Genomic DNA, 17,143 nt, shown 5'->3' with positions numbered 1-17,143 from the left:
GCACTAGGCAGCAAATATTATACCTCTAGCCCGACTCTATAAAATTTGTAGGACTTATTGTCAGAGGGGTTTTACGCCCTACTTATAGGGGTAAGGTGCGCACTGCGCACCCTACCTATAGAGGTTTTGCTAGTCCTGAATTAACTATTTTAGAAATTCCACATAACGGGGTTATCGTCTAAATGATCGGTGACGGTGCGCCCGATCGCGTCAATTTCTTTTAATTCCTCTTCACTCAATTTTACCTCAGCAGCTTTTGCATTTTCGGCTGCTTGTTTCCCGTCGCGCGCGCCGACAATGGCATTTGTTTGTGGCTGGGAAATCAACCAGGCTAAAGCTAAGTTGCCCAAGCTTGTCTGGTGGCGATCGGCAATTGGCCTGAGTTGATTTAATGCTGTTTGCACTCGGTCGTAATTTTCTTTGATGAACAGCTTATTTTTGGCGCGGTGGTCGCCTTCTTCAAACTTGTGTTCTGCCCCGAATTTACCTGTCAATATTCCTTGAGCTAGAGATGAATAGGCAATGATTGAGATATGATTGTCCACACAATAGGACATAGCATCTTTTTCTACCCAGCGCCAAAACAGAGAATATGGCGGTTGCAAGCTGTCAATGCGTCCGTATTGGGTCGCTTCTTCTATTTGGGCGCGGGAGAAGTTGGAAACGCCGATCGCCCGAATTTTTCCCTGTTCTTTTAACTTGTTCAGGGCATCCATTGTTTCTGCAATTGGCACTAACTCCGAATTCCAAGTGCCAGCGGGCCAGTGGATTTGGTAAAGGTCGATATAATCGGTGTTGAGGTTTTTTAGCGATCGATCGCAGGCTTCGATTAACAAATCGGGTTTCAGGTGGTTGGCGAAAACTTTGCTAGCATAAACTACTTGCGATCGCACATCTGAAAGTGCTTGACCGATAATTTGTTCCGAATGCCCTTCTCCGTAAACCTCAGCCGTATCAAAGGTGGTAATACCTGCCTCAAAAGCCGCGCGCATTGCTTTGACTGTTTCAGCATCCTCAATTCCCACCCACATCCGCTTCCCGGCTTGCCAAGTCCCCATAATTATCGGTGTAATCTGAATTTGTGATGTCCCCAATTGTCGCTTTTGCATACCCTAAGTCCTCATTTATATTTTTAGTATTCACCCTCAATCTCTCTAATGTTAACAGAAAAAAGTTGGGTAGTCATGCACAGTAATGCTATCGTTTTATTCTGAAATAATTATAGTGATGTACAAAGTTAAAAATTAAAAAGGAGCATTTCACTTTTGCAGCCAAGCTAGAAATTGGAGTTAGGAGTCAGGAGCCAGGAAAAAAAGTCAGAATAAAAAAGGAAGAAGCCAGAAGAAGTGTTTTTACAAATATGAGATACTCCTCTTATGGTAGTCTAAAACTACCTGGTAAAACAAGAATTTAATCCTCTAAAATCAGTTTAGCCTCCTGTGTTGCTTGAGAACTTTAGCGGGACTGATAAATGAAATGCCCTGAGAAGAAGAGGTACTAATCATGACAGCTTCAATGACAGGCTCATAAACTGTTTTTTCTGCAACCCACTCCACAATAAAGTTTGCACCTGAGCCTCCACTTGTATCATCTGCTGCAATGAAAAAGTCTGTGGAAGCAAGCGGCTTGAGTTCTACTGGACTCTTAATGTCCTGCCTAATCAATTTCCCATTAGTATCGTAGTAACGCACCGAAGTAATAATAATCGAATTTGTTAGATCCGTATTGCGGATACTGAGGGTGGCTGACAAATTCATGACTTGATCCTGGCTATTGTAGTGATAAATATGTGAGTAAATAGGGACATATACGGTTTGTCCCATCACAACTTTTGTTTTATCTAACGAGACTGCTCTCAGTGAAATTTCACGTTTTATATCAGGTTGTTGCCTTTGTGAGGTAGTTTGCTCTGAACAAGAGGTAATGACGATCGCGGCGATCGCCCAACCAACCCAGAAATCTTGTTTCAGCTTCATCGGCATTCATCCAAATACACCACATACATTGCAGTTACATCTAAAGCAGAGTGCACCTTCTCTCTCGTTTGAGGCGGCTTAGTGATAAGGTTTGAGCGGCAGTTCAACCTGGAACGTTGAGCCGAGACCCACTGCACTTGTCACCTGTATTTGTCCGCTGTGTGCCTTGACAATTTGTTGGACGATCGCCAACCCCAGCCCAAAGCCTCCGCTATCCTGCGATCGCTCGGTGTCTACTCGATAGAAGCGATCGAAAATATAGGGTAAGTCCGCTTCTGGAATACCGATTCCCGTATCGATTATCTGAATGACTGCCAAATTGGAATGAAGAACTAGCCGTATCTTTACAGTTCCGCCAACGGGAGTATATTTACAGGCGTTGTAAAGCAAGTTTTCGACTACTTGCCGCAGCAAATCAGGATCGGCCAATAATTCAATCCGTTGTTCCGGTGATTCGCAGGTGAGTTTGATATTTTGGGCTTCTGCAAGTGCGAGAAACTGGGTTGCTAAATTGCTGAGGAGCTCGTTGAGATTGATTAACCTGAGCGATTCCGGCGCAAGTCGCCCCTGATGACGAGCCAACAGCAGTAAATTATTCACGAGCGCTCCCATTGATTTTGCGCTATCTACAATGTTTTCTAAGGGAGGATGGTAACGTGAATCATCACCCGCGATGAGCAACCCAAGCTGGGCATTAGTGAGAATGGCAGACAGGGGCGATCGCAACTCGTGAGAGGCATCGGCTGTAAAGCGCTGAAGCTGCTGATAGGCTTGCCGAATCGGTTGCATGGCCAACCCGCTGAGAAACCAACCTGTGAGGGCAATTAAGCCCAGTGTCAGCGGGACAGCGAGAGTTAGCACGATCTGAAGCTCAGTGAGCCTGTTTTGAGTTTCTGTCAGGGGAGTTGCAACCTGAAGATAACCGAGTACCCCTGTTCTACCTTCAACGGGTAATGTCACCTGACGCAGCCAGATTCCTTTTCCCAAAAGTGGATCGGTCGCTCGAACTGTGAGATAACCAAAGGGCGTATTTAACTGCTCGGGAGGAGAATTCCCAAAAAAACGAATTAGCAGCCCTTGTGCGTTATACCAGCGCACGTAAATCAGATCTTCAGCAAGGGGATGCGAACCACTTCCTAACAAGGAAACATGACTCAGATCGACCTGGTTCTGGTTTTGGCGAACTTCATAATGCACGCTGGCAGCCATGATTCTGCTTTTGTCATATAGCAGTCGATCGAGCGCCTCTAGTTTATCTTTCACCTCAATCTGATAGATCGCCCCAGCAAACAGCACGAGAATGCTTCCCATTGAGAGGGTGAACCAACGAGCTAAATTGCGACGACTTTGATTGAACACGGCTTGCCTTTACGATCGTTACTTGAGAGGGGAAGCGAGGCGATAACCCATACCGTAAATGCTCTCAATCCAGTCTGCCGATCCTACAGCCTGCAAGCGTTGGCGGAGTTTGCGAACTAGAACCGTGATTGCATTGCTCTCTGGTTCAGTCCCCCATTCCCACACGCCTTGTTCAATTTGAGTGCGAGTCAAAACCTGTCGGGGATGACGCATAAAATACTCCAACAACTGAAACTCTCGACTGGAGAGGGCAACGGTTGCACCTTGTCGCTCAACAGTAAGAGTATCGAGGTGGAGGTGTAGATCCTCAAGGCTGAGCGTATCTCCTTGCCAAAGGGGCGATCGCCGTCTTAATGCCCGCACTCGTGCCATGAATTCAACCAAGTCGATCGGTTTCACCAGGTAATCATCTGCACCTGCGTCTAACCCGGTCACTTTTTCCGGCGTGGTGTCTCTTGCGGTGATCATCAAAATCGGCGCTGTTTTCCCTGCCGATCGATATTGACGACAAAGATTTACCCCACTGATATGTGGCAACATCCAGTCCAAAATCAACAAATCATATTCTTTTTCTGATAACAGCCACTGTGCCGTCTCTCCATCTTTTACCCCATCCACGCTATGTCCTGCTTGAGACAGCACTGTTTGAAGCGGCATCAGTTGCTTTGGGTCGTCCTCCACAAGTAAGATTCTCATATATTTCTTTAATTGGGCTGATAAACATCGAGCGGCTGATGAAATTTACCTATTTTAAGCATGAATCTAAAAATGCCAACACTTGCTTTTTTTCTATTTGCGGCTCTAGGAGAAATCTCTGGGTGTTACGCTTTCGGGGCATGGGTGAGACTTGAAAAGAGTATTTTGTGGATTTTTCCAGGTATTTTAGCTTTAATCAGTTTTGCGCTTTCTTTAACTCAAGTCAATGCCTCAAACGCTGGAAGAGTATATGCTGCTTATGGAGGTATTTACATTCTGGCATCTCTGGTTTGGTTGTGGCTCATTGAAGGAGTTAAGCCAGATAAGTGGGACTTGCTTGGTGTTACAATTTCCCTGATTGGAACTGCTGTAATTTTGTTCAGCCCACATCGCTGATTGCTGTTGGTATAGAACTCGAATAGTTTACGCATCTCTCTTGAGTAGGATTTCAGCACAGCGATCGCTCCACTAAAGTGCAAATATAGCAATCCTAAATCATTTGTGAATTTCTTACTCCCTCCCCTTTGTAAGGGGAGGGTTGGGGTGGGGTAAAAAATTTATGTGGCAGGTTACTAAACGTTGGCTAAAAGCATCAGGCGCAGAGTTTTGGTTGCCATTGCCGTTTGTGGCGATCGCGTTTTGGGTTGGCTCCAGTTTCCTAATGGCTCAAGAATTACAACAACCCCAGATCGCAAAGAATAAACTTCAGGCAGATACCCAGCTTAAAGCAACGGTGTCTGTCAATATATTGCTCATCAACGCGGTGATCAACCGAAAACAAGGAACAACCCAGGTTGCGGTAGAAACAGCAGAACCCATTTTGAAGCGATTGGAATTAGAATTGCCAATGACTGACGCAACCCAGATAGAGGCAGCGATCGCGCAAGAACTACAGTTATCGCGTCAAAATGTTCGCCAGTTAGTCCGTTACGAGATTGTTGAATAAGTTTATTGTTTCAATATTGCGATCGCATCCAGTCAAATAAGGTTGGCAAATCCATAAGTTTCCTCGCTGCGATCGCGCAATTTTTTAAGTTGCAAGAAGCGCCAAATACTCTTGCCACTTCACTGTTAAGAACTACTGAGTGACGATTTCGTTATTGATGGAAACATTCGCTGCAACTTGCCGAGCAATTTGTTCGGCCAATGCTTTTTGTTCGGCCGTTTGAACGCGCCCTGTTAACACAAGCGAATTATCCCGATCGTCTGCGTCCAAATCGAATTGCTTGAGGGTGCCATCGGAGTCCAAGGCCTCTTCTACGCGATCGGCAATATCGTCAATGTCTTGATTTTGAGGCGTCTGTGCGGTCGTGGTGGCAGGCGCAGCAGTGGTTGGAACAGTCGTATTTCCAGTGGCAGTTGTGAGAGCAGAAGTAGATGGAACAGTTGTCTGTGAAGTATTCGGGGAGGTGCAAGCACCTAAACCCAAAATTGCAACAGTGCTGACGCTGATTCCTTGCACAAATAGCTTTAATAATTGCATATTCTTTGTTTGTTTTGTTTGTTGTGAAACGCAATTTTGCCGATAAAACTCAGGATGAAGTCTTTGAGCATTTCAAGTTAACAAGTGAATGTAGGAGAGTTCATCTATCAAAAGTAATGCTTTTTACAACCCTATTAAAAGGCAACAATCAGAGCCAGTGAACTAAGGTTTGCAAGTCCATAAGCTATCTCAATCGGTTCTGTTCCTAAGTCTAGGGAGCAAATGTGATCCAAATGTGAGTAACAGAAATCACTCGGTCACTTTTCCCTCACATTCATGAATGACGCTAGAAACAAGACGAAACAACAGAGAAGCACTTGGCTTGACAACAAACGTTATGACTGCAACAAATGTAGAAAAATTAGTAGAACACTCTTGGCATCACCTCTCTGTCGAGAAAGTGGCTCGGCTTTTAGAGACTGACTTGGAAATAGGTCTATCTTCCGACGTGTCAGCCCAACGGCGCGAGATCCTCGGTCCCAATCAACTAACGGCTCAGAAGCAGAAAAGTGCCTGGTTGCGATTTTTTCAGCAACTAAATCAGCCGCTAATCTACATTTTGTTAGCCTCTGGGATAGTGACAGCATTTCTGAAAGAGTGGATTGATTCAGGGGTAATTTTTGGGGTGGCTCTGACGAATGCCACCATTGGTTTTGTTCAAGAGTCAAAGGCAGAGAATGCGATCGCCGCTTTAGCAAAATCTGTTGCAACTGAGGCAACCATTCTCCGCCACGGTCAAAAGCAAGTGGTTTCATCAAGCGAACTGGTTCCTGGCGATCTCGTCTTGCTGTCTTCTGGGGATAAAGTGTCTGCGGATCTACGGCTGATCGAAGTCCGTGACTTACAGATCGATGAGTCAGCGTTAACGGGAGAATCTGTCCCGATCCAGAAGCAATCCCAGGCGCTAGAGGCAGACGCTGCATTGGCTGATCGCACGAACATGGCCTATACCGGAAGCCTGGTAACGTTTGGACAGGGACGCGGGCTCGTCGTCAGCATTGGTGACATGACCGAGACCGGACACATCTCCCAACTCATGCAGCAAAGTACCACACTGGAAACCCCACTGAGTCGCAAAATTGACAAATTTAGCAAAACCTTGCTCTATGTCATTTTAGGTTTGGCTGCCTTCACCTTTGTCGCAGGCATTGCCCAGAGATTTTCTTGGGTTGAGGTGTTCAAGGCATCTGTGGCGCTTGCCGTCAGCGCAATTCCTGAAGGCTTACCCGCGATTTTAACGGTCACGCTGGCGATCGGGGTTTCCCAAATGGCAAAGCAGCACGCCATTATTCGCAAACTTCCGGCAATTGAGACGCTGGGGAGCACCACGGTGATTTGTTCCGACAAAACCGGAACCTTGACAGAGAACCAAATGACTGTTCAAGAGATCGATGCCGGTGGAAAGCGTTATCGGGTTAGCGGTGGAGGATATGCACCAGAGGGGAAAATTTCTGTAAATGGACGCTCCGTTGACCTGGCGAACGCACCTGCTTTATATGAATGCCTGCAAGCAGGATTGTTGTGCAACGATTCTTATCTAGACGTGCAAGACGGGAACTGGACGGCGATCGGTAGTCCAACGGAAGGGGCGCTGGTTGCGGTAGCCCAAAAAGCGGGGTTAATGGCTGAGAAACTGGAGGAAGCGCTTTGCCGGCTTGATACACTGCCGTTTGAATCTCAGTTTCAATACATGGCAACCTTACATGACGATCGCCCACAACGGTTGATTTATGTCAAGGGTTCAATTGAGGCAATTCTCAAGCGGTGTGGCCAGATGCTCGATGAACAGGGAGAGGCGAGATCCCTCAACCCCGCGCCGATCGAGCAAACCGTGGAGAGAATGGCGAAAAAAGGGTTGCGAGTTCTGGCACTTGCCAAGAAAGTTGTACCCGCTTCTCAATCTTCAATAGAGCATTCTGATATTGAGCAAGGGTTAACTTTTCTGGGTCTGCAAGGCATGATCGACCCGCCTCGCCCCGAAGCAATTCAAGCGATTCAAGCCTGTCGGTCTGCGGGAATTCAGGTCAAGATGATTACGGGCGACCATGCCAAAACAGCAGCAGCGATCGCCCACCAAATGGGACTAAATCAAACCCAAGAAGCTCCCGTTTTTACGGGTCAAGAACTCGCTCAAATGAATCAGCAGCAATTAGCCAATACTGTTGAACAATGCTGTGTATTTGCTCGTGTCGCACCAGAACAAAAGCTCCGCATTGTCGAAGCACTTCAGTCTAAGGGCGAGATTGTGGCAATGACTGGAGATGGAGTTAATGATGCTCCCGCCCTGAAGCAAGCTGATATTGGGGTAGCGATGGGCATCACGGGCACTGAAGTGACAAAAGAAGCCGCAGATATGATTCTGACGGATGACAACTTTGCTTCGATCGAGAAAGCAGTTGAGGAAGGACGCACGGTTTATAAGAATCTGCTGCGGGCGATCGCCTTCATTCTGCCCGTGAATGGTGGAGAGTCCATGACCATCTTGATAGCCGTACTTCTGGCAACCCCACTACCCATTTTGCCAGTACAAATTCTCTGGCTGAATATGGTCAGTTCAGTTGCGTTGAGCTTACCGTTAGCATTTGAGCCGCCCTCTCCCGATGTCATGCAACAGCCGCCTCGACCTGCCAATGAACCGCTTCTGTCTCGCAGGCTGACGGCTCGGATTCTGACAGTTTCGGTATTTAACTGGATTGCGATCTTTGGGATGTTTGAATGGATCGTCCAAACCACAGGCAATGAAGCTCTAGCCCGGACGATGGCAATTCAAACATTGGTGGCGGCCGAAGCTTTTTACCTGTTAAGTATCAGTCGCTTCGTTCCGGCGATCGTCGCCAAACTGCGCGGTAAAGATGAATCAGTTGGCTACGCGGTAGCGATCGGCATTGCGGCTATTTTCATTCTCCAATTCCTGTTTAGCCAATGGGGCATGATGAATCAGTTATTCGACACTGAAGCTTTGAGCACAATCCAAGGCTTAATTTGTATCGGATTCGGACTGCCAATGATTCCTTTGTCAGCTTTGCTAAAGCGTTTTGCACCTCTAAACTAAGTAGTTTTTGTGATGCAACCATTGCAAGCAGCTTTACACACTATTTATCAATTTTGTAGCGTTTAATATTGCATATTTCTCATGAATTACCAAAACCTCAAACGTGCTAGCGGCCTATTTACTAATCATCGAAACGCAAAGCAGGCGCTAGTGGAGCTAAAAAGCAGGGGCTTCCCGATGCACAAGATTTCAGTGATTGCTAAACCTTCTGACAATGATAATTTGGAGTCTCTGGGCGTGCAGCAAATTTTAATCACAAGAGCAGCAGGCGCACAAGTAGGCGCGATCTTAGGCAGCATACGACTAGGTTCACTAGCCTTAATTGTTGGACTCAGCAGCCTGCTAATTCCCGGTATTGGTCAGGCAGTAGCGGTGGAAAGCATTTTAGCAACTTTCTTTGGAAGTGGGATTGCTGCAACTGCTGGCGGTCTATATGGCGCACTTCAAGGATGGTTGGTGCCAGAAGAACAAGCAAGAATGTACAATAACAGATTTAACCAGGGAGATTATTTGATCGTCATGGAGGCAAGAGAAAATGAGATCGTGATTGCTGAACCTGTCCTTAAACGTTGGGAGATTCTGACGTGGCGTGTCTGTGATGCTACCTAAATTCAAGGTCAGAAAAGACGATTACCTTTGAGGAATTTATTCCCGCCAATCAGAACGTCCAAAACCCACTCAAAAATTTGACTGTCGATGATTTTGGGCGATCGCTCTCCTATTCCTGACATACGGATCGACAACTTCCATTACTCGCCTTAGCGGCAACCGCGATCGGGTCGGCAACACTTCAGAAGAGACTGTTAAAAAAAATTAAAACCCAGCACAATTAAGAGCAATTAGCATCCTGTAAGGGTTGGAAAATCATCCAGATCTACCAAAAAAATTGCACTCTAAAAACGATGCGATCGCCCAACAAACCCAGAAATCCTATTTCAGCTTCATCGGCATTCATCCAAATAGACCACATAAATTGCAGTTACGTCTACAGCAGAGTGAACCGTTTCCTGTAGACTAAAACGGTAGTTAATCTGTCAATTTATTTGAGGAAAACGAGTTTATGAGAGGAGTATCGGCGATCGAGTGGATTGTAGCGCAAGCACCTCCCTTGGGCAGCGATCCTGCTACAAATAGCCAAACTGCAGGAGCCATTCCTGAATTGGTAATCATCTTGATCATTCTGCTGCTGATTGCAACTTTTGTTGCACTCGTAACCCAACGGTTGCGAATTCCCTACGTGACGGGCTTAGTGTTAGCAGGCTTGCCCATTACAGAGCTATTGTCGCGTCGAATTGGTTTAGACCCATCTTTAGTATTAAATCTTTTTCTACCCATTCTTATTTTTGAAGCATCTATCAATACGGATATCAGCCGTCTCCGCAGTACCTTTAAGCCGATCGCCCTGCTGGCGGGTCCAGGCTCTATCTTTTCTTCAGGAATTATCGCTGTTCTGGTTAAATTTGGGCTGGGGCTAGACTGGATTCCTGCGTTGCTGATCGGAGTCATTCTGGCAAACACTGATACAGTCTCGATGATCGCGGTTTTTAAAGAGATCCGCGTGCCTTCTCGATTGTCCACAATTGTTGAGGGAGAAACTCTGTTCAATGATGCGGCTGCTCTAATTTCATTTAATTTGGTTTTGGTCATTTATGCGACAGGCTCTCTCACCGCTATACAAGGCGTGAAGGAACTGCTCGTGGTTGCCTTAGGTGGGGCACTGGTTGGGGGTGTTTTAGGTTACTTGAGCGTGCCGATATTTGTTCGCTTAAACGATCCGTTGAGTAGCCTTTTGCTAACCGTCGCTCTCGCATTGGGAACCTTCCAAATCGGACAATTTTTAGGCGTATCGGGCGCGGTGGCGGTGGTCATCGCCGGACTTGTTTTTGGCAACCTCGGGCTGCCTCGCAGTTCGTCTGCCTCGGATCGGATTACCTTGCTGAGTTTCTGGGAATACGCTGGTTTTGGCGTCAATACGTTTATTTTCCTGCTGATTGGAATTGAAATTAATCCGCTGACGCTGTGGAGAATTTTGCCATCGATTTTATTGGTCATTCTGGCCTATCAACTGGGACGGATTCTCTCGGTCTATTTGTTATTAGCGGGGCTGCGCTGGTTCGATCGTCCTATTCCGCTACGCTGGCAGCACATTTTGGTTTTAGGGAATATTAAAGGGTCTCTCTCAATGGCCTTAGCTGTTGCCATTCCCTTGACCCTACCAGGACGGGATAACATCATTGCCCTGGTATTCGGTGCAGTTTTATTCTCTTTGGTCGGACAGGGATTAAGTTTACCGTGGATAGTAAAACGACTAAAAATTAGCCGTGTTTCTGATGTAATGCAGGAAGCTGGGCAGTTACAGATTCAGTTGATCGCTTCCAAAGCGGCTCAAGATGAGCTAGATAGTTTGCTGAAATCTGGCGTGTTGCCGAAGGCAGTTTACGAAGAGTTATGGGCATCATATCAAGCACGAGTAGCACACTCTGAGCGAGTGCTGCGCGATCTCTACAATCAACATCGGGCCGGGCAAGTCCAGGGCGATCGCAGCGGGCTAGATACGATTCGACGGCGATTGCTTCTAGCAGAAAAAGGAGCAGTTAGCGATGCCCTCCGCAAGCGAATTGTCCCAGAGGATCTGGTTGAGCCTTACATCAAAGATTTGGATGAGAAACTTCTAAAGTTGGCAGATGACTAGCGCGAATGCCGAGGTAATCAATCATCTGGTGAACTAGCTCTGGACGGGTGACTACCAAGATGGTAGAGCCTGCTTCAAGAACAGTATTGCCGTTCGGAATCTCCAGATTGGCGCAGGCATGGCATTGATAACCAATAATCAGCGAACCTGTTGGAAAACCAGGGTCTTGAGCAATTTGAGCAACGGTGCGACCTGCCACATTGCAATCGCCGGGAACTGGCAGCTTTAGCACCTCAACTTGTCCTTGTTCAAAGTGCATCATCGATTCGATTTGAGGGTATTCAATCGCATTTGCCATTGTTGCGACTGCCAAATCAATCGTGCTGATGATGTGACTGGCTCCGGCAAGGCGATAGGCTTCCATGAATTCGCGATCGCGCATTCGCACTACAATATGGGAAATGCCATAGCTCCTGGATAGGGTGATCAGCGCTAAATTCAGTGCATCATCGCTGAGTGCTGCAACGACTGCGTTTGCTTGTTTAATTCCCGCTTCCAGAAGAACCGTTGTACTCACCGCACTGCCTTCAAATGCCATCACTCCGATTTTTTCACGAGCAAAGCGACACGCAAGCGGGTCGGCATCGATGATTGCAACCGTATGACCGAGTTTTAATAGCTGCTGGGCTAAACCCAGCCCCATCATTCCTGCTCCACCAATTAATATGTACATGACTATTTGTCACCCCAAGAATGAACTTTACAGATTTATCCCTATTAGTGAGATTGTTTTGAGTTTCTATCAGTTTAATCTGCTTGTGGGGTGGCTTTTACCGGGCTTACTTATTACTTGTTCCACACTTAGTTTAATCTGCTTGAGGGGTTGGCATGGGAGCCAGCCCCTCAAGTGATTTTCCTCAGTTATGTACGCAGCGGGAACCCTACATAATCTTAGGCACTTTAAAAAACTCCCCATCGCGATCGGGAGCTCCCTCCAAAATACTTTCTCCCTTAGCAAAAGGTTGCAAATCGTCCGATCGCATTACGTTACTAACATCGATCGCCCGCGTTGTCGGCTGCACCTTACTCGTATCTAGTTCACTCAACTGCTCGAAATAATCCAAAATACCGTTAAGTTGACCAGTAAACTGCTCTTCTTCTTCCGGCGTTAATTCCAATCTCGCTAAATTCGCTACTTTCCGAACTTCTTCTCTGTCAATCATAAAAATCGGGAATGGGGAATTGGGAATGGGGAATTGGGAATTGGGCATTGGGAATTGGGCATTGGGAATTGGCAATTGGAAATTGGTTATTTGTTACTAGAGAAACGACGAACTACTAACTATGCCCCATGCCCCATGCCCATCCTAGTTAAAAATACACATCAATTTGCGATCGACCTGTCGTCTTAAGCCAATTTTGCACTTCAATGTAATTGTTTGGGGCCAAGCGAATAGCCTCTTTCCAATAATCGGCAGCTTTATCAAACAGCCCTTCCGCCCCTTCAATATTGCCAGCTTCCTTTTCCTTTTCCCCTTGATAGTGGTAAATCACAGCAATATTATTCAGTGCTTGTGGCATTCTCGGATTGAGATCCAAAGCCTCGCTGTAATATTCCAAAGCTTTATCATGTTCGCCGTTGCTAGTATGGATCAGCCCCATATTGTACAAGACATAACTGCGATCGTAAGGATCTTCCTCCAGCTTCAGCGCTTCATGGTAATTATCCAACGCTTCAGCATATTCGCCATCTGCTTGAGCTGACATACCATCCCGGTAATAAGCAAAAGCTTCCTTCGCCTGCTTTTTGGCCGGCATAATCTTCAGGATGATATCAGCCATTACCGTGAAACTTTTGTCAATAAAGTTATCGTTGCGTTGAGTTCTTGGCATATGCGATTCTTTGGTTAGTGGCTAATCAGAAAAATTAGCCTGTAAAGTTTTCCTATTAATAATTGCGCCACTGTTGTAGTGGGCCGTTGTGTTGAGGGCGCTAAAAGGTTTAGTCGATCGCAACTGCGAACCTTCAAACACGCCCTTGGGTTTAACACTCTCGCAAGTTCTATCTATTTTATATAAGTCTTGCAAGACTTGCAAAAAAACCAGATTTCTTTAACCTCTCTCGTACTCTACACAAAACTTACAAAAACCCGCAACGGTGGAAAAAGTTCTGCTGGAGGGTGCAGGGACAATCCTCTTCGATGGCTTTCCTTCGGATCGCGAAAGCTAACACCAACGGGCGACGATCGCGCACCGTACCCTACTAACTGTACTCACCATCCCCGTCGTTGACTCTCAGAGCAAACAAGCAAATAGCCTGCCGAGGAGAAATTCAATCACAAAGTTTTATTAAGCTATCCGAGTTCAGCCCATACTTAAAAGTTATTCGGCAAAACACTAGCAATATTTTGCCCCAAAGTCAAGAGCAGCCTCAAAAAAAATCAGAAACCCGATCGCCAAAACCACCTCGAATTCCCACAATATATAATAAAAATAACCGGGTAATTTTCACAGAGAGAAACCTATGGCTCCGAATCCCACCATTATGCAAGCCGTCGAACAACTTGGCTACCGCGTTACGGTTGGAGACGTGGCGGCAAAAGCTGGATTAGATGTCAATTTTGCCCAGCGAGAACTGTTAACCCTCGCCTCCGAAGCAGGCGGCAACCTGCAAGTAGCAGAATCCGGCGACATTGCCTACCTATTTCCCAAGAACTTTCGAGATATTTTGCGAAACAAATTCTTGCGCTTGCAGTTGCAGGAATGGTGGCAAAAAATCTGGCGCATTTTATTTTATCTGATTCGGATATCTTTCGGCATAGTGCTGGTAGCTTCTATCCTCTTAATTTTTGTTGCTATCACGATTTTACTCTCCAGCGGCGATAGCAATAACAGCGGCAGCGGAGGAGACGGTGGTAGCGGGGGCGGCAGAGGCGGCGGCTTTTCCTTTTTTCCCTACTTCTGGAACGACTTAATCTGGATATTTTACTGGAACCATGACCAACCATACTACCAGCAGCGATCGCGCTTAACTGACCAAAAACCCCAGATGAGTTTTCTAGAAGCAGTTTTCTCCTTTCTATTTGGAGACGGGAATCCAAATCACAATCTAGAAGAGCGCAAGTGGAGTGATATTGCGACTGCAATTCGCAACAACCGAGGCGCCGTCGTCGCCGAACAAATTGCCCCATATCTCGACAATCTCGGACAAGGATACACCCGAGAATACGAAGAATATATGCTACCCGCTCTCGCTCGTTTTGACGGCCGCCCCGAAGTCAGTCCCGAAGGGCAAATAGTCTACCACTTCCCGCAATTACAAACCACAGCCACCGAGAGAAATTCTGAACCAGTAGCAGCTTATTTGCGAGAAATGCTGTGGCGTTTCAGCAACGCCAGCTCCGGCCAAATCATGCTCGCGGCAGGGTTAGGAGCGGTCAATCTTGTCGGTGCGTTAGTTTTGGGGAATCTATTAACTAATAATTTGATCGCCGGTGGGTTTATCGGTTTCGTCAGCGCTGTTTATCCCATGATCCTGATTTACGGCGTCGGATTTCTCGCAATTCCTTTAATTCGCTACTTCTGGATTCAGTGGAAAAATAGCCGGATAGAATCCCGCAATCAAGAGCGTCAGCAGCGAGCAATGTTATTAAACGAACCCGATGCCAACTTGCTCACAAAATTGGCCTACGCCCAGGAATTTGCATCAGAAAACGTTCTGACTGGACAAGACTTAGCTTATACAACAGAAACAGAATTAACCCAACAAGAACTAGAACAGTCAGCCAAAATAGATGCCGAATGGCAGCGCCGGATCGATCGCTCCGACAACTTGTAATACTAAGAAAAAAAAACAGTTGTTTGTTGTTAAATTAGCTTGCACTAAAATCTTGCACTCTTTTCAAGAAGAGGCAGGATGCCTGTTCCACAAAAAAATATCTTTGTTGGGGAACGGGTTTTTAGCTCGTTGCTAAGAATTGTGGAAAATATCAATTTTTATTGATGTCATAATTTTTTATACTCCGAGGTTTATTAAATAAGCTTAGGGCGTTTAAAAATTAAACAATTTTGGTCATACTTCGAGTCGTGATCCAGAGCCACAAGTTCCCATCCCTCCTCGCCCAAATGATTGACAAATAGATGAAGCGAACCTTGTTTCCAATCTCGCTGTTCTTCACCGTTTACATATAAACTAATCAGCTTGTTTCCAAAAGGATACATATTCGCATCCACAAATAAATACTCCCACTTTTGCATAGCAATCCTTAATGTAGTTAGTGATCAGTCAGTAGTCGTTAGTCATTAGTCATTCCCAATTTCTAATTTCTAATTCTTCGGCTACACGGTTCCTGCCCTGCCACTACGCGGTTCCTGAGCGTAGTCGAAGGGCCGTACAAGTTCCCAATTCCCAATTCCCAATTCCCAATTCCCTGTATTCAGGACACGGAAGTCACGAATACAGGAATAGCTGTTTTTCCCTTCTTCCTTCTTCCTTCTTCCTGAGATCCGTTACATCCGAAGAAAGCGAATTTGTTGCCGAACTTCTTCCTTGCCCATTCCCAGCAGTTACTGGACTGCAATTCTAGCCAAAGTAGCACCTCGGTAATAGTGCAACAAAATCTGCTGGTAGCCGTATCCCTGTCTGGCCAAATTGTATGCCCCCCACTGGCTCATTCCTACAGCATGACCGAAACCTTTGCCAGCAACTTGAAAACCCGTAGGAGCTTGGCCGCTGTTCCTTGGGTTCCCACCGCCCCCATACTGAGGAATCACGGTAAACCGCGTACTCCTCAAATTTAAAACCCGGCGTAAATCTGCGCCAGTCATGACCCTAGAACCGCCATCTCCAACTACTTTCATCCTCAAAACGCTGCCGTAAGCGGTAGTGCGTTCTGGCTTCATCGAGATCACATTGCCCACGCCAGAAATCCTATTGCTGATTTGAGCCCGGGAAAAACTTTCTTTCCATTGGTAAACCGGCGCCCCTTGGTCGAAGTCAGGAACAGCACGCAGGTAAGGCAGAGGTTCTGTCCAAACATCCTCGACATTTTCAGTATGTCCCCCAGAGGCAGAGTGGAAAGCGGCTAAAATAATCTGACCGTTGTAGGCCAGAACTTGACCGGCGGTTGCATCGACTGCCGAATAAGTGCCAGAAGATTCTGTTTGCAGTCCTTTGTAAACCTGCGAAGACTGAGTGCTGTCTACGTCGTAAAGCTCGGTTTCGCTTTTGAGGCGCTGGTGGATAGCGTAGGAACGGGCGGCGACTGCTTGGGCTTTCAAAGCCTCTTGAGGCCAATTGCCACTCATTTCGGCGCCGAGAACGCTGTAGAGATATTTTTCGATATCGACGTAGTTGATGGCAGTCAAGCCTCCTTTTTGGGGAACCAGAAGCGTGCGTCCCCGATACCAACGATCGCCAATCCAGACATAACCGTTCCCCGTCGGCTCGATCCAAACTTGGTTGGCCGCCCAGCGACCAATTGCCACTGTTCCCGATCGAAATTGAGCTGACTGAGAACTGTTTGCCGACAGTTCGCCCAAATTGCGCCCGCTACCGTCGCGGATTGCAGCCTTAGTAGAACTGCCGACTTTTACCTGACTTGCCCCGTCTTGTACCGCCACTCGCAAGATCAGCGCGGCCTGTGCTGGGGCTACCATTGCCAGCGAAAACAACAGCGAAATCCAAAAGTAGCGTTTTTTTAATGTCGAAAAAACGGAACCAAAAAATACTCCTGACGGCATTTGAAAATTTTCCTCCTGTGCTGTATGAGTTTAACAATTTTTAAGAGAAGGCAAGGGAAAAAGGAAGGGGAACGGAAGAAACAAAACGTTAGAATTGGGTGGATCGCTCTGTACGCTTGTCAAAAATGATTTTAGCGAAGAGATGTTCGCAGGAACAGCGATTTATCCCGGTTCCTGGCTGCGACTATTTCCTGTATGTCGGA

At 46.6% G+C, this 17,143-nt stretch carries 17 protein-coding genes; 6 read left to right on the top strand and 11 right to left on the bottom strand.

The window, feature by feature from the left end; genetic code table 11:
* Nucleotides 1-149 precede the first annotated feature (149 nt).
* From QUB25_RS16045 to rppA, 4 genes are all read right to left on the bottom strand, one after another.
* Nucleotides 150-1,109, bottom strand: a complete 960-nt coding sequence (locus tag QUB25_RS16045) for an aldo/keto reductase (RefSeq protein WP_333184100.1) — start codon at nucleotides 1,107-1,109, stop codon at nucleotides 150-152.
* A gap of 315 nt (nucleotides 1,110-1,424) precedes the next feature.
* Nucleotides 1,425-1,976, bottom strand: coding sequence for a DUF3124 domain-containing protein (locus QUB25_RS16040; RefSeq protein ID WP_333184098.1), 552 nt, complete (start codon nucleotides 1,974-1,976; stop codon nucleotides 1,425-1,427).
* Between the two features lie 78 nt (nucleotides 1,977-2,054).
* Nucleotides 2,055-3,335 (bottom strand): HAMP domain-containing sensor histidine kinase, encoded by a 1,281-nt coding sequence (locus QUB25_RS16035; protein ID WP_333184096.1) that lies wholly within the window; start codon nucleotides 3,333-3,335, stop codon nucleotides 2,055-2,057.
* An 18-nt stretch (nucleotides 3,336-3,353) separates the two neighbouring features.
* Nucleotides 3,354-4,031 carry a two-component system response regulator RppA gene (gene rppA, locus QUB25_RS16030; RefSeq protein WP_333184095.1) on the bottom strand — a complete coding sequence of 226 codons (678 nt, stop codon included), beginning with the start codon at nucleotides 4,029-4,031 and terminating at the stop codon, nucleotides 3,354-3,356.
* A 60-nt stretch (nucleotides 4,032-4,091) separates the two neighbouring features.
* On the opposite strand from rppA, the gene QUB25_RS16025 reads away from it, so the two are divergent.
* Entirely contained in the window at nucleotides 4,092-4,427 is a 336-nt protein-coding gene (locus QUB25_RS16025; RefSeq protein ID WP_333184094.1) for a YnfA family protein, read from the top strand.
* Between the two features lie 163 nt (nucleotides 4,428-4,590).
* The gene (locus QUB25_RS16020; protein WP_333039132.1) at nucleotides 4,591-4,977 is read left to right on the top strand and encodes a hypothetical protein; all 387 of its coding nucleotides are present in this window, start codon (nucleotides 4,591-4,593) and stop codon (nucleotides 4,975-4,977) included.
* A 132-nt stretch (nucleotides 4,978-5,109) separates the two neighbouring features.
* Here QUB25_RS16020 and QUB25_RS16015 read toward each other — a convergent pair whose 3' ends face one another.
* Complete coding sequence (locus QUB25_RS16015; RefSeq protein WP_333184092.1) at nucleotides 5,110-5,514, bottom strand: BON domain-containing protein; 405 nt, start codon at nucleotides 5,512-5,514, stop codon at nucleotides 5,110-5,112.
* A 337-nt stretch (nucleotides 5,515-5,851) separates the two neighbouring features.
* On the opposite strand from QUB25_RS16015, the gene QUB25_RS16010 reads away from it, so the two are divergent.
* The 3 genes from QUB25_RS16010 to QUB25_RS16000 all read left to right on the top strand — a co-directional run bounded on the left by QUB25_RS16010 (nucleotide 5,852) and on the right by QUB25_RS16000 (nucleotide 11,258).
* Complete coding sequence (locus QUB25_RS16010) at nucleotides 5,852-8,566, top strand: cation-transporting P-type ATPase (protein WP_333184090.1); 2,715 nt, start codon at nucleotides 5,852-5,854, stop codon at nucleotides 8,564-8,566.
* Between the two features lie 81 nt (nucleotides 8,567-8,647).
* On the top strand, nucleotides 8,648-9,175 hold the full coding sequence (locus QUB25_RS16005; protein ID WP_333059498.1) for a hypothetical protein: 528 nt from the start codon (nucleotides 8,648-8,650) through the stop codon (nucleotides 9,173-9,175).
* 451 nt (nucleotides 9,176-9,626) lie between these two features.
* Nucleotides 9,627-11,258: a sodium:proton antiporter gene (locus tag QUB25_RS16000; protein WP_333059499.1), complete on the top strand. Its 1,632-nt coding sequence runs from the start codon at nucleotides 9,627-9,629 to the stop codon at nucleotides 11,256-11,258.
* Here QUB25_RS16000 and QUB25_RS15995 read toward each other — a convergent pair.
* From QUB25_RS15995 to QUB25_RS15980, 4 genes are all read right to left on the bottom strand, one after another.
* Nucleotides 11,215-11,931: a TrkA family potassium uptake protein gene (locus QUB25_RS15995; RefSeq protein WP_333059500.1), complete on the bottom strand. Its 717-nt coding sequence runs from the start codon at nucleotides 11,929-11,931 to the stop codon at nucleotides 11,215-11,217. The genes QUB25_RS16000 and QUB25_RS15995 overlap by 44 nt on opposite strands.
* Before the next feature lie 208 nt (nucleotides 11,932-12,139).
* Nucleotides 12,140-12,421, bottom strand: coding sequence for an Asp-tRNA(Asn)/Glu-tRNA(Gln) amidotransferase subunit GatC (gene gatC / locus QUB25_RS15990; RefSeq protein ID WP_006635952.1), 282 nt, complete (start codon nucleotides 12,419-12,421; stop codon nucleotides 12,140-12,142).
* 148 nt (nucleotides 12,422-12,569) lie between these two features.
* Nucleotides 12,570-13,091, bottom strand: coding sequence for a photosystem I assembly protein Ycf3 (locus QUB25_RS15985; RefSeq protein WP_333039118.1), 522 nt, complete (start codon nucleotides 13,089-13,091; stop codon nucleotides 12,570-12,572).
* 21 nt (nucleotides 13,092-13,112) lie between these two features.
* Nucleotides 13,113-13,295, bottom strand: a complete 183-nt coding sequence (locus tag QUB25_RS15980; RefSeq protein ID WP_333119760.1) for a hypothetical protein — start codon at nucleotides 13,293-13,295, stop codon at nucleotides 13,113-13,115.
* 427 nt (nucleotides 13,296-13,722) lie between these two features.
* On the opposite strand from QUB25_RS15980, the gene QUB25_RS15975 reads away from it, so the two are divergent.
* Nucleotides 13,723-15,036 (top strand): hypothetical protein, encoded by a 1,314-nt coding sequence (locus tag QUB25_RS15975; protein WP_333184088.1) that lies wholly within the window; start codon nucleotides 13,723-13,725, stop codon nucleotides 15,034-15,036.
* Between the two features lie 194 nt (nucleotides 15,037-15,230).
* On the opposite strand, the gene QUB25_RS15970 is transcribed toward QUB25_RS15975, so the two are convergent.
* Both QUB25_RS15970 and QUB25_RS15965 read right to left on the bottom strand, forming a co-directional pair.
* Nucleotides 15,231-15,455, bottom strand: a complete 225-nt coding sequence (locus tag QUB25_RS15970; RefSeq protein WP_015174403.1) for a hypothetical protein — start codon at nucleotides 15,453-15,455, stop codon at nucleotides 15,231-15,233.
* 309 nt (nucleotides 15,456-15,764) lie between these two features.
* Nucleotides 15,765-16,940: a SpoIID/LytB domain-containing protein gene (locus QUB25_RS15965; protein ID WP_333059502.1), complete on the bottom strand. Its 1,176-nt coding sequence runs from the start codon at nucleotides 16,938-16,940 to the stop codon at nucleotides 15,765-15,767.
* Between the last annotated feature and the right edge of the window lie 203 nt (nucleotides 16,941-17,143).

Source organism: Microcoleus sp. B3-D7, assembly GCF_036705305.1.
Classification (GTDB): domain Bacteria; phylum Cyanobacteriota; class Cyanobacteriia; order Cyanobacteriales; family Microcoleaceae; genus Microcoleus.
This window is presented reverse-complemented; position numbering and strand designations above follow the sequence as displayed.

Excerpts from the sequence above, each read along its gene's own strand:
- QUB25_RS16045 (WP_333184100.1), bottom strand. The coding sequence starts at position 1,109 with ATGCAAAAGCGACAATTGGGGACATCACAAATTCAGATTACACCGATA.
- QUB25_RS16040 (WP_333184098.1), bottom strand. The coding sequence starts at position 1,976 with ATGAAGCTGAAACAAGATTTCTGGGTTGGTTGGGCGATCGCCGCGATC.
- rppA (WP_333184095.1), bottom strand. The coding sequence starts at position 4,031 with ATGAGAATCTTACTTGTGGAGGACGACCCAAAGCAACTGATGCCGCTT.
- QUB25_RS16025 (WP_333184094.1), top strand. The coding sequence starts at position 4,092 with ATGAATCTAAAAATGCCAACACTTGCTTTTTTTCTATTTGCGGCTCTA.
- QUB25_RS16020 (WP_333039132.1), top strand. The coding sequence starts at position 4,591 with ATGTGGCAGGTTACTAAACGTTGGCTAAAAGCATCAGGCGCAGAGTTT.
- QUB25_RS16015 (WP_333184092.1), bottom strand. The coding sequence starts at position 5,514 with ATGCAATTATTAAAGCTATTTGTGCAAGGAATCAGCGTCAGCACTGTT.
- QUB25_RS16010 (WP_333184090.1), top strand. The coding sequence starts at position 5,852 with ATGACTGCAACAAATGTAGAAAAATTAGTAGAACACTCTTGGCATCAC.
- QUB25_RS16005 (WP_333059498.1), top strand. The coding sequence starts at position 8,648 with ATGAATTACCAAAACCTCAAACGTGCTAGCGGCCTATTTACTAATCAT.
- QUB25_RS16000 (WP_333059499.1), top strand. The coding sequence starts at position 9,627 with ATGAGAGGAGTATCGGCGATCGAGTGGATTGTAGCGCAAGCACCTCCC.
- QUB25_RS15995 (WP_333059500.1), bottom strand. The coding sequence starts at position 11,931 with ATGTACATATTAATTGGTGGAGCAGGAATGATGGGGCTGGGTTTAGCC.
- gatC (WP_006635952.1), bottom strand. The coding sequence starts at position 12,421 with ATGATTGACAGAGAAGAAGTTCGGAAAGTAGCGAATTTAGCGAGATTG.
- QUB25_RS15985 (WP_333039118.1), bottom strand. The coding sequence starts at position 13,091 with ATGCCAAGAACTCAACGCAACGATAACTTTATTGACAAAAGTTTCACG.
- QUB25_RS15975 (WP_333184088.1), top strand. The coding sequence starts at position 13,723 with ATGGCTCCGAATCCCACCATTATGCAAGCCGTCGAACAACTTGGCTAC.
- QUB25_RS15970 (WP_015174403.1), bottom strand. The coding sequence starts at position 15,455 with ATGCAAAAGTGGGAGTATTTATTTGTGGATGCGAATATGTATCCTTTT.
- QUB25_RS15965 (WP_333059502.1), bottom strand. The coding sequence starts at position 16,940 with ATGCCGTCAGGAGTATTTTTTGGTTCCGTTTTTTCGACATTAAAAAAA.